This is a genomic window from Metapseudomonas boanensis (assembly GCF_018704125.1).
GTDB lineage: Bacteria > Pseudomonadota > Gammaproteobacteria > Pseudomonadales > Pseudomonadaceae > Metapseudomonas > Metapseudomonas boanensis.
Window position 1 is genome coordinate 354,837 of the sequence record NZ_JAGTIS010000003.1, and the last position, 12,090, is coordinate 366,926.

A 12,090-nucleotide genomic window follows, 5' to 3' on the forward strand; every position below is an offset into this window, starting at 1 on the left:
CACAGGAGGCATGACTATGCGAGTCCACACGTATGTGATCGCCACGGACGCAGGCTCCGCGCCAAACTACGATCCACCGGCCGTTACGCTGGCGGTCTGTAAGCCGCGCATCCGCAAGAAGGCGAAGGTCGGCGAACTCGTGCTCGCATTTGCAGGTTCAACAGTGAATCCCATCTCAGGCCACAGCGTCGTCTGGACCGGCATCGTCTCCGAGGTACTGACCTTCGCCGAATACTGGAACGACCGCCGTTTCGCCTCGAAGAAGCCTGACCGTACCGTCGTACCGGACAACTTCTATAAGCCTACCGGCAACGGCGGCTTCGCCTGGCAACCAAATCCCGTTCACGGACCTGAGGCCCAAGATCGCGACACCGGCGGGCTGAACGTCCTCGTGTTCGATCACGCTTGGCGCTTCGGCGCTTTCGGTCCCCTTCTACCAGAGGACTTTGGTCTGCGTATGAACGTCGGCCGGCGCGGGGAGAGGGTTGCCGATCTCACCGATTCCGCGTGGCAACGCCTCGAAACCTGGCTGAATGCGCAGCCGCTAGTCACCATTGAGGCTGCCGGTGACCGCAAGTCGAGCTGCAGTTACACGCCCCGCGCGCTGCTGGGATCACCGCAGCCAGCCTCCCCAACACGACGGCGATGCTAACAGTCGGGAAGCCTATCCAGCAGGCAGTGGTTTCGCTCACTGCGCCACAGTGAATCAGCTGAGTTCTTGGATCAGAAACTTCGGGGATCGATGGACGAGTGCACCATGAGGGTCTTTGCTAACCCTGCTGCGAACAGACGGGCGATGGGCTCCGGCGTCAGCACCGTAACTTCCTGCTCGGCGGGGATCGCGGACTGCAGCGGTGTGTAGCCGGCAAACGACCAGAGCCACTGGTGACCCTGCCAGAGCAACGTGCACTCGCCGGCGTGCTCGATCATGACGCCTTCTGGCAGCTCGGCAAGCGTCGCGTTCCAGGTGCGCTGGCTGCCGTCATCGTTCAAGCGGGCGGCGTGCAGCAGGTTGTCGATTGCCTTGGCCGACAAGTCCTGCTGCAGCGGGAAGGCCCTGGCCCAAGCCTCCTTGAACAGCTTGTAGGCTGGCCGCCGGCATTCCGCGCAAGGGCGGTGGCCGGCGGCATAGGCAGTCGGCTCGTCGAGGAAGAACAGTTCGGTGTAACTGTTCGGTGCCATCAGCTCGCGCTTGAGGCCTTTGAAGGACAGCGCGCAAGTGATCCACGGCCGGATCTTCCATTGGCTGACGATCCGTTGACCGGCGTTGTGCAGGCGGCCGCGATTACCCATGAAGGTGCCGCGTTCTTTCACCGCCTGCAGCCGGCCTCTGGGATCAACGCGATTCTGTAATGGCATGAGTAGGAGCATCCTTGGCGGCTGAATTCATCAAGCCTGTCTTTTTCTGGCTCCGGGAAGGACTTTGGGCAGTCAGGTCAGAGAGAGCCCGCGCTCAGGAATGCACCGAACGCAAGCTTGGCCCATCCGTACGCCTCCTCCGAGAGAGATGATGCGGCCTTGCCTGAGGCTTCCTTAGCCGCCTCAGAGATCATCTCTGCAATGGTCTCACTCTGGCTGTTTGCGATTTTTCCATTGGCCACAGTCTTGCTGAGCTGAGCAAAACCCTTACTAGTTAAAGTTAGTTTTAGGCATTCCAAGCTCTCGAAAATTAGACGGTCATCAAAATCTACAGAGTTGAAGCTCTTTTTGTCTTTCAGGATTCGAACATGGCCTTCAGAATTAAGAAAGCAAATTGTATAAACCAGCAACTCCCTGTCACGATCAAACGCTTCACGATCCACAGTCAATTGTTCTATTTTTTCCTTCCAGTCCAGCATGCTTTGCACAGAGTGTCCGTCGCTAATTATCTCTTTGAACTTCTCACACGCCTGACTTCTCTCGTCGGTGCTCAGGTCGTTGGCGCTTCGGAAGTATTTTTCTCTGACAAACCAACCAAACATCTCGGGCACATTTGGGGCAGCAGGTCGCGTGATGAGGCCATCCGCGCCGATACTTAAAGGAAAGGGAAAGTTCTCGTAAAGCTTATCCAGAAGCTTCACAGCTTGCGCGTTGAAAAGTTTGACATTCTTGCTCATTGGCAGACTCCTGTGCATTTGCCACTCAATTAAATTTCCAATCCTATGTATTCAATGCGCTGCGGTATCTGCCGGAGGTTAGGCGTTAGCTCGTCGCCCCCTCCTGGCGTGAAAAGCGTTGGGTGTCAGCGTGCAGCCGTTCGACAACCCCTATCACCCCTACCCGGCGCAGCCCTTGCTCAGCGTCTGCGCGCAGCGCGTCGAGCCACGGGGAATGCCCGGAGAGGTGCGGCCACAACTCATGGTCGGCCTCCAGCGGGTGGGGGCGGCATTGATCCAGCCAGCGGGGGATCAGCCCCTTGTGATGGCTCAGCTGATACAAGGATGTGGAATCCAGCTGCGAACGCCACAGGATGGCACCGTGGTAATGGGCGATTGCCAGTACCTGCAGCAGATGAACCAGGCTGGGCCAGTGCTCGAAGTGGCCGCCTTCGGTCAGATGATAAAAGCGCGCCCCGGCAGAGAGGTCTTCATCCATCTGTTCCAGAACCAGAGCGTAGTAACCCTCTGAGTCCGGCCCGATTTCTCGAGTGTCGGGTGTTAAAAAGTACAGCCGGCACGCCAGATCTGCTTCGGGCCGGCGATGTTGCAGAAACCACTCGTGCAGCTCGCCTGGTGACTTATAGCTGAACACGTGCTGATGGGCAGAGTCACTCCGCCCGGTAAGCCAGCCGTCTTCCAGGGCGAAATGCTGATTGAGCCAATCGATATGTGCCTGACGCAGAACCAGCTTGAGCTGGTCGGCGTTCGACCACTGGTAAGCCGGCAGCTGCAATGGTTCTGGCAGCAAGGAGTTGATCTCGGTGCGGGCCACGCCATGAGCCTCAAAGGTCTCCAGCACGCGCGAGGCCTGCTGACGCACCGGGTTACGTCGTTCACTGATCCAGGCGAGCAGGCGCTGCAGCAGATCAATCCAATCCTTGGGGTTCATGCTGGTGCTCCTGCGTCAGTGCATGGATGGCGTGTTCATGCCGATGCCTTGCGGCCGCGCTTCGCCTTGGGCGCGATGGCACGTTGGGCTTGGATGCGCTCCAGCAGCACGCTGGCCGGTTCGTCGTTCGGGTCTTGGGGCACCAGTTCGCCACGGAAGGCCTTGGCCAGAATGCTCTGGGTCAGGCGGTCGATACGGGCCTGAGCCGTGGCCACCTTGTCTTCCAGTTGATCGGCGAAGACGAAGAGTTGTTCGACGCGGCGAACGATTTCGGATTGCTCTTCGCAAGATGGCAACGGAATTTGAAGGGCTCGTACGTCGCCGATGTTTATGCCGCGAACCGCGACGCCACGAGTGGCATTTTTCATTCGACGTTGGGTTGACTCTGCCAGCAGCGCCCAATAGACAAAGTCAGTCGAAACCAACGGTGATATTGAGAGTCGAGCAGTATCCTGCGTGATGTTCGCTCCCTCGAGGCAGGCTGGAATCTTGATCAGGCGACCTACACTACCTCGTATAGATAACAGCAGATCACCCTCTATCAGACGTGCTCGTTTGAACTGTTGATCGATCTCGATGCTGGTCTTTTTGATGTTGCTCATGTTCAGCTTGTTGCCCGGGAAGTCGGCAACACGGATATATGGCACACCCTCCTCCAACTCGGGGCCAGGTTTCAGAATGCCGTAGGTGATTGGTCGTCCTGGTGCGCAGACATCGCGCAGTTCGGCGATATCCCAACAATCCGGCAAATCATCTGCACTGAGATCGTGCGCTTCCTCTGTCGGGTCAGATGCATTGCCACGGGCATGCCCCCCTTCCGCTGCATGTGCTTCTTTAATTTGCTGATGCAGCTCATGAGCGCTACCCATAGTTGCGCCAGTAGAACGCCACTCCTCCGTCAACCGCCCGGAAACCGCTGCGGCGAGAACGGATTGACGGAAGCGTTTGAGCAGGGCTGGGATGGCGTCGATGCGGACTTTGAGGGTGTCGACGTGGGCCAGCAGTTCATCGAGTTTTTGGACGACGCGGGTTTGTTCGGCGAGTGGCGGAAGACCGATAAAATGGGCTTTTATCACTGCTTGCGAAATATTGGGCTGAGCACCACCTTTACCCTTTTCAATGAAAGCGTCTTTTTCATTTTGCAAAAGCCGGTATAAGAACTCCTTATCAGTAATTCCCCTGATCGGAGCACCAACAGCACAAGCCTGATTTGTTGCCGCATCTACACCGAGAATGGCCGTTTTACCAATGGTGGCACCGTACATAGCAATCGCTACTGAGCCTGCAGGAAAGATCTTCGCGCTAGAGCCATTGAGTGCAGCCTCTGTGATGAACTCCTCTGTCGTTGTGACATAGCGAGTATCGAGCTCACCGCTTTTTATCCACGGTATCGTTCCACCGTAATAGCTCGACTCGCTGCGTGAAGGTGTTCCTCCCGAGCCCCAGTCAGCGATGTCGCCCAAGGTCACTTCGACCCACCCCTTCGGCAACTCACTCATCCCCATTCCCCTCAACCACCGCCAACCCCATCACCTCCGCCATCAACTGCTTCTGCGCTGCCACTTCATCCCCAGCCCCCAGCGCCTTCATCAGCTCTTCCAGCTCATGCAGTGCCTCGGTTAGCTCGGCCATGGCTTCGCCAGCCAACACTTCTGGCGCCGGCAGTTCGCTGGCGTCGAGGCTGTCGGCATCCTTCAGCCAACTGATATCCAGGGAGTCACCGCGTTCGCGGATGTGCTCGCGGGTGAAGACGCGGAAGCGGCTCTGCTCGCCGATGCCTTCGACGTTCTCGGCCCGTTGGCTGTTGCCGTTGGCGTCTTCGCCATAGGCGTCTTCGAAGGGCTTGAGGTGCTGGGCGCCGAAGGGGGTGCGCTTGCCGAAGCTGGGCATGTTGCTGCGCAGGTCATAGACCCAGACTCGCTGGGTACAGCCTTGCTCCTGGCGCGGGTTTTCGGCGGTGCCTTTCTGGAAGAACAGCACGTTGGTCTTCACGCCCTGGGCGTAGAAGATGCCAGTGGGCAGTCGCAGGAGGGTGTGCAGGTTGCACTTGTCCATCAAGTCGCGGCGCACGTCGGTGCCGACGCCGGCTTCGAACAACACGTTGTCCGGCAGGACCACGGCGGCACGGCCGCCGGGCTTGAGGCCTCGGTAGATGTGCTGGAGAAAGGCCAGCTGTTTGTTGCTGGTCTTGTAGGTGAGGTCGTCGCGGGTCGGGCCGCCGCCGCCTTTGGCAGTGCCGAAGGGCGGGTTGGAGAGGATCACGTCGACCTTGGGCAGGCTGGCACCGATCTGGCCGAGGGCGTTGCCGAGATGCACCACGCCTTCTTCGTCGCCTTCCATGCCGTGCAGCAGGGTGTTCATCAACGCCAGGCGACGGGTGCCGGGCACCAGTTCGACGCCGACAAAAGCGCGGTTGCGCTGGAAGGCCTGGGCCTTGGCGTCGAGGTCGTAGTGGTCGTCGGTGTGGCTTTTGATATAGGCGTCGGCGGCGATCAAGAAGCCGGCGGTGCCAGCGGCCGGGTCCTGGATGGTTTCACCGGGCTGCGGTTTGATGCAACGGATGATGCTGTCGATTAGCGGGCGCGGGGTGAAGTATTGGCCGGCGCCGGACTTGGTTTCACTGGCGTTCTTTTCCAACAGACCTTCGTATAGGTCGCCGAGGCCGTCCTGGCGGGCGCTGAACCAGTCGATGCCGTCCAGGCTTTTGATCAGCTGCTCCAGGTGGCGCGGCTCTTTCAGGCGGGTCTGGGCGTCGGCGTAGATAGCGGCGATTAGCGGGTCGGTGTTCTTGCCCAGGTCCAGCAGCATCTGCCGGTAGTGGCCGAGCAGGTTAAGGCCGGATTTACCGGCCAGGTCCGGCCAGCGCGCCCCCTCGGGCAGCTTGTGGGCGAAGCTGTCGTTGTTCTGTACCTGCTCGTATTCCATCTTGATGAACAGCAGCAACACCAGCTCGGTGACGTAGTCGCTGTAGTTGATGCCGTCGTCGCGCAGTACGTCGCAGAGGTTCCAGAGCTTCTGGACGATGTCGGAGTTGGTCATGGGGGGCTCACTGATTGGTTCGGGGCGTGAGCCGAATAAACCGGCTATTCGGCTCACAGGATTGAATGGGGCGTGGTGCGCTCAGCCGGGCGCTTGCCAGAACGGGTCGCTTCGCCAGTCGGGCGGGAAGCCCATGGCCGGCAGGTTGATTTCGGCAAACTCGTCCAACAGCTCATGCAAACGCCTATCCCAGCTGGTATGCGGGCTGACCTGGCGCATCAGCAGGTTGAGGATGCTCAGTACGGTGAACAGGCGGGCATGTTGACCGGGTCGTTGCAGGTGCTGCGGCCAGGGGAAATTGACCGTTCTGGGCAGCTCGGGGCGGATACCCAGTTCGCGGTTCCACAGCCGTGCGTGATGCGCGCAGATATTGCGGATGGTGGTCAGGGTGTGCAGCCAGGATTGCAGCAGTGGGCCCGGCAGGTTCAGGCGTCTGGCGATGGCCTTTTTGTCGGCATCGCGGGCCAGGCCCTTGAACAGGTGCGAAAGCTCGCCCAGGGTGATTTCTTCCATGGCAGCCCAGGCGGGCATGAGGTCGGGTGCGTCGTAAGTCAGCGCGTAATGACGTGCATAGCTTTCCTTGGCACGCAGGTTCTTGAGTTGCGCCTTGCGGGCGTCAGACGCTTGGGAGGTATCGATGCGCTGGCATTCGCGCACATGATCCTGAAGCGCCTTGTCCTGCTTGTTGCGAATGCTGTCGAGCAGTGCCTGGTGGCGATAGTCGCGCTGGAAGAAACGCGCCTCCAGATACCAGTGCGCGCCATATCGGGGGCCCATGTGGTTGCTGATAGCAGCACGCGCGGCTACCTCAATGCGCTCGATGGCATCAATGACCAGCAGGCGCAAACGTCGGTCGAAGTCGTACAGTTGCGTTAGTGCGCGCAGACTGGTGCCCGGTTTGAAGCTGTGGTTGGCATCTTCCGGAATCTGGAACGGGCGCATGTAGGGCGTAAGGCGGAAGAAGCTGACAGCTTCGAGGAAGCAATGCGCCTTGCGTTCGTCCTGAATGCTGAGGCCGCGTTGTTTGAGCAGGGCCAGCTGCGCCGGAATATCAATGGCTGGCTTGAGGAAGGGCTTCATGCTGAAAAACTACCGGGCATAAAAAACCCGCTCAATTTGTGCATAGCTGCCGAAGCAACCATAGGCATGGCGGGTGTGTTGCGGGAGAGACTATGCACAGCTGCATAGTTTTGCAAGATTTTTGGCACTGAAGTGATGGGCGGATGCGCCGTTTTGTCTTGTGGTTTGGCGGTCAGCGGACATAGCCGGCCGCTCAGAAATAGCGAGTGCTTGGGCATGAGCGCAGGCTTCCTCTGTCCCAGAACTGCGGACACCGGCTGCCGGGAACCCAATGGAGCGTCAAGGCTCATCCTGCGGCCGACCACAAGTTGTCGTTCAAGGCTTCCAAAACTCGGTCCAGATTGCCGCCCAGGTTGCGGTCCAGGCCTTTGAGGCCACCATCGTTGCGAAAGGCGTCGTTGACTTGCTGCGGGTCGATGATCACTTCGTGTACCAGTTGCTTAGCCAGGCGATCCAGCCAGCGACGCTGTACAGGTGTCCAAGGCTGCAGGGCGTAGATCTTCTGCATGGCATGGGCCACGCGCTGATCAAACGGCAGCAGGGCTTCGCCGATGGCGGCCTGGCGGATAAAACCGATGATGCTGGCGGCAATTTCCTGGTTGGTCTGGTTGCGCCAGGCGCTTTTCAGGCTGGCTTCGCTGAAGCCGTGCTGGTCGAGCAACAGGCGAACTTCGCGTAGCTGCTCGCGGGTCAGGTCCTTGGGGCGGTTGACCACCACGCCCAAGGCGGCAGACTGGTTGAGCTGCTTGTGGATGAACTCGTGGAAGCTCTCCAGGTAGTCGGCGGGCTTCTGGTTCTGGCCGTAGTTCTGTTCGCGCACCATCAGCTTGTCTGTATGGGTGGAGATGACCGGGTAATTCTCCGAACCGAGTAGGGCGCTAACAGCGGCCAACTGGTTGATCAACTGGCTGTGCTGGCGGACAAAGTTAGCGGCCTGCTGCGGGCCGAGTTTATGTAGGTGGCTGTGCAACTTGGCGGGCTCGACGCCCCAGGCATCCTGCAGTTCGTCGAGCTTCTGCTTGAGACTGGGTTTGCTCTCCGCCTTGTGCTGGGCCTTGCGCAGGATGCGCATGACGCGCTGGCTCAATTGGTCCAGCACGTCATGGGCGTGGCTGCTGTCCTCCTGGCTACCGGGGGCATCGTGACTGGCACCGCTGGTGAGTTCGCTTACCAGTTGTTCCAGAGAGACGTTGGGGTTCTTCACCAGGGGTTTCATGGTGTCGACCGCTTCCAGGCTGGCGTATAGGTCGACGGGGTCGTAGATGCGGAATACGGTCTTGCCGATATCGTCGCAACGGCGGGTGGCGCGGCCTTTCATTTGCTCGTAAAGGATGCGTGAGCGCACGCGACGCATAAACACCAGGTTGCAGATTTTTGGCACATCGATACCGGTGGTGAGCAGGTCGACGGTGATGGCGATGTTGGGGTTAGGTTCGTTCTTATAGAGGCGTATCAGCTGTTCAACCTTGTCGCTTTGGCCGGTGATGATGCGCACCGCCGCTTCGTTGTACTGCTCGCCGTAGGCCGCCTTGAAGGCGTCATCGAGCAGGTTCTTCACCCGCTCGGCATGGGCCTGATTGACGCAGAAGATCATGCTCTTCTCCTCGCCGAAGGGGTCCAGTTCCTTGGCCAGCTCGTCACAGATGACTTTGTCAAAGGCCGGCGTGATAACGCGGCGGTTGAACGACTCAATGTTGAAGGTGAGCTCGTCCTCCAGTTCCGCCACATCGACTTCGCCGGTCTGGGTGTTGATGACGCTGACCGTCTCGCCTTTTTCAAAGCGGATGCCGTGCTGGCTGAGCTGGGTTTCGTAGCGGATCGGCGGTTCGTGATCGACCAGCCAGTCGTCAGCCACGGCTTCGCGATAGCTGTAGGTGAACACCGGTTTGCCGAAAATTTCGCTGGTGTGCTTGGCTGGGGTGGCCGTGAGGCCGATGCGGCAGGCGTCGAAGTGATCGAGCACGCGGCGGTATTGTGAGAGGTATTGGCTGTGATCGCGCACGGCCAGCTCGCCTTCGGTCATCTCTTGGTCGAGGGTGTAACCCCGGTGAGCTTCGTCGACGATGATGCAGTCGAACTCGCCCACTGCTGGCGGTGTGTCCGAGCGGAAGATACGGCTGACCATGGCTTGCACGGTGGCCACCTGGACACGGGTTTCCGCCTCGGCGGCCATGTCGCCCAACTCTTTTATGTCGTAGATCTGCGCCAGCGTGTGGTTCTGCTCAAGGGTGGTGTCGTTGAACGAGTCGATGGCCTGCTGGCCCAGGGCACTGCGGTCGACCAGAAATAGAATGCGCTTGAAGCGTTCAGCCTTCAGGAATCGATACATCAGGCCAATGATCGTACGGGTTTTACCGGTACCGGTTGCCATGGCCAACAGGCAGTCGCGTTGGTTGCTGGCCAGGGCCTGCTCCACAGCCTGAATGGCTTTCACCTGGTAATCGCGCAGCTTGAGATAGGCGAATCCTTCGGCTTTGAGCTTGGCCTCGGCTTCCAGCTGGCTGCGCTTGAGCAGGTCGAGTAGATCATTCGGTGTATGGAAGTCTGCCAGTGGCCGGCGCGTGTTGGAGGGGCTACGCAGGTCACGGAACCAGGTCCCGGACTGCTCGGCGAGCTGCTTGATAAAGGGTCGGCCGTTGCACGCAAAGGCAAACGGCACGCGAAATTGGCCACCTTGGCCATCGCCCCAGGGCTGTGCTTGGCCCGCCAGTGACCATGGCTGTTGATGCTCAGCGGTGAGATTGAACTCGCGGGCATAACGCTCGGCCTGGGGAATACGGTCGGCAATATTGATGCGTCTACGCTTCGCTTCAACGATGGCGATGGGAGTGAAGCCGGCGAACAGCACATAGTCGGCGCAGGCCTTGGGGCTACTGGTAGGCCACTCGGCAATGGCCTTGTTCTTGCCCTTTTCCGGGCGCGCACCCTTGGCGTGGGTGAGGTCGAGGGAGTCGGCTTCCCAGCCAGCTTCCATCAACTGCTGGTCGATGATGATGCGGGTGAGGTCTTCCGACAGGTCGAAATGGCTGCTGGCCTGCTGGGTTTTGTGCAGCACCTGCTGACTGGCCTGAGGCCTGGCTTCCAGTTCCTGCTGCAGTGCTTTGAGGCTTTGCTCATGCTCGGTGCGCAGCTGGGCGAGAGCGGCCTCATGGGCGGCGGCCTGCTCTTTGTAGCGGCGCGACTCGGCATCCATCTGCTCGGCCAGCACGGCGTATTCCTCGGCCTCGCGCTTGAGCAGCTCGCTAAGCTGCTGGTTGCTTTCCACCTGCTGGCTGGACTCGTGCAGCTGCGCCCTTAGCTGTTCGATTTCGCCCTGCAGCTCGCGCAGCGGCGCGCTGGGGTCGCTGGGCATGACGAAGGGGCCGGACTTGAAGCCGCTGCCGGTCTTGCCGAAGGCTTGGTGATACCAGACGCACAGGGCGCGGGCGACCTTGAGGCCATCCAACGCCTCGCGGTGCTGGGTGCGGAACTGATGGGTGGCCTTGTTGCCCTCGATACGCAGCGTGTGGAACAGGCTGGCGATGCTGCGATCCAGCTGAATCTCGCGGCCGAGTTTGTACAGGAGGTCCGCCTGAGTCGTTTGGTTGTCGAACTCAATGCCAGCACGACTGGCCAGATCCTGGGCCAGAGCTTCACCGAGCTGGCGAAGTTTGATCAGGGTGGTATTGGGATCGGCGACGAAGACCTGCTCGGCGGTGCTAGCGAGCTGGAGGAAGACCGGATCGTGCTCCTTGAGGAAGGCGAAGTTACTGCTCTCTGCCATGTTCCGTCCCTTGAAGATCATGCCCGGTCATCCCGGACTGGCTGCGCGATGGCTAGATGATGCCAGACGAAGATTGCTGGGGATATACGACAGTCGACGGGCGCGCGAGGAGGAAGATACGGCGTTCTGGGGGAGTAACGGGGAGGCGGACGCTCAAAGCTGTCTGCGCACAGGGCAGCGCATTTGAAGCTTCATTTTTTGGCTGGTGCTAGCCCGGTGCTAGCCCGCTCCAGAAATGAAAAAGGCCCGCATCGCTGCGAGCCTTGATTTCATTGGTGCCGGTGAAAGGAATCGAACCCTCGACCTTCTCATTACGAATGAGCTGCTCTACCGACTGAGCTACACCGGCACGGCGGCGCTCAAGATAAACGCTGAAAGCGACATTGAAAAGCGTCCAACAGCGAAAAATACCAGCTTGTGATTGAACGCCAATGGATGATCGCTCATAGCGACCAAAAGGCAGGCATATAAAAACAAAAAGCCCCGCCGGTATTGGCAAGGCTTTCGCGATAGCTAGGTGATGGGTATTGGCTCACCCACCCATCCAGCTTACGGCGCTGCGGCCGGACAATCCCTGGTTGCAGCACCCGCAACATCAACCTCGCATGCCCAAGAAATACTCGCCCCTACGGTAGTAGCAGCCGGGAAAGTAGGGGTCAGCGTAGCCGTTACAGTCCCTTCGGTGGCACTCAGAATCCCGCCAGCAGCGCAAGTAACGTTTGCGGCGTCGATGCCATCACAAGTATCTGCAACGTTGTTACCCCAATTCTCAGCAACTGCAAGCTTTGCAGACGCCAGTTCACTGACGGCACGTGCGCCATTAGCCCGAAGAACATAGTTCTGATACGCCGGAATCGCAATAGCAGCAAGGATACCAATGATCGCCACAACAATCATAAGTTCAATAAGAGTAAAGCCTTTTTGAGCCTTCATATAAACTTCCTCATCTCTAGCAGGCCATTTGCCCACCTCGAGAAAAGCAAGGTACATGCCAACCCCCCCGAGCATCCAATAAAAGCCTCTCATTAATAAAACGACAGGCACGAAGTGGAATCCACAGCGAAGAATCTGCTCCTATTCACCCATTTCAAAGCGCAATCATCCCCTTTTTTCTGACAATAACTGCCATTTTTTGTCAGTCAGCTTCATGGCATTTGGCGCCATAGACCTTCTACGTTATA

The 12,090-nt window shown here is 59.0% G+C and carries 9 protein-coding genes and 1 tRNA gene; 1 reads left to right on the forward strand and 9 read right to left on the reverse strand.

Annotated elements, in window-relative coordinates; all coding sequences use genetic code 11:
- Positions 1-16: 16 nt before the first annotated feature.
- Complete coding sequence (locus J7302_RS09175) at positions 17-652, forward strand: Nmad2 family putative nucleotide modification protein (protein WP_215372945.1); 636 nt, start codon at positions 17-19, stop codon at positions 650-652.
- A gap of 71 nt (positions 653-723) precedes the next feature.
- Here J7302_RS09175 and J7302_RS09180 read toward each other — a convergent pair whose 3' ends face one another.
- The 9 genes from J7302_RS09180 to J7302_RS09220 all read right to left on the reverse strand — a co-directional run bounded on the left by J7302_RS09180 (position 724) and on the right by J7302_RS09220 (position 11,842).
- On the reverse strand, positions 724-1,359 hold the full coding sequence (locus J7302_RS09180; protein ID WP_215372946.1) for a hypothetical protein: 636 nt from the start codon (positions 1,357-1,359) through the stop codon (positions 724-726).
- Between the two features lie 77 nt (positions 1,360-1,436).
- Positions 1,437-2,096, reverse strand: a complete 660-nt coding sequence (locus tag J7302_RS09185; protein ID WP_215372947.1) for a hypothetical protein — start codon at positions 2,094-2,096, stop codon at positions 1,437-1,439.
- 85 nt (positions 2,097-2,181) lie between these two features.
- Positions 2,182-3,027: a hypothetical protein gene (locus J7302_RS09190; RefSeq protein ID WP_215372948.1), complete on the reverse strand. Its 846-nt coding sequence runs from the start codon at positions 3,025-3,027 to the stop codon at positions 2,182-2,184.
- Positions 3,028-3,062: 35 nt separating this feature from the next.
- Positions 3,063-4,526 (reverse strand): restriction endonuclease subunit S, encoded by a 1,464-nt coding sequence (locus tag J7302_RS09195; RefSeq protein WP_251701953.1) that lies wholly within the window; start codon positions 4,524-4,526, stop codon positions 3,063-3,065.
- On the reverse strand, positions 4,519-6,066 hold the full coding sequence (locus tag J7302_RS09200; protein WP_215372950.1) for a class I SAM-dependent DNA methyltransferase: 1,548 nt from the start codon (positions 6,064-6,066) through the stop codon (positions 4,519-4,521). The genes J7302_RS09195 and J7302_RS09200 overlap by 8 nt, the downstream gene beginning before the upstream one ends.
- 81 nt (positions 6,067-6,147) lie before the next feature.
- Entirely contained in the window at positions 6,148-7,146 is a 999-nt protein-coding gene (locus J7302_RS09205; RefSeq protein WP_215372951.1) for an Abi family protein, read from the reverse strand.
- A 286-nt stretch (positions 7,147-7,432) separates the two neighbouring features.
- On the reverse strand, positions 7,433-10,909 hold the full coding sequence (hsdR, locus tag J7302_RS09210; protein WP_215372952.1) for a type I restriction-modification system endonuclease: 3,477 nt from the start codon (positions 10,907-10,909) through the stop codon (positions 7,433-7,435).
- Between the two features lie 273 nt (positions 10,910-11,182).
- A tRNA-Thr gene (locus tag J7302_RS09215) sits at positions 11,183-11,258 on the reverse strand.
- Positions 11,259-11,458: 200 nt separating this feature from the next.
- Positions 11,459-11,842: a pilin gene (locus J7302_RS09220; protein ID WP_215373027.1), complete on the reverse strand. Its 384-nt coding sequence runs from the start codon at positions 11,840-11,842 to the stop codon at positions 11,459-11,461.
- Positions 11,843-12,090 lie beyond the last annotated feature (248 nt).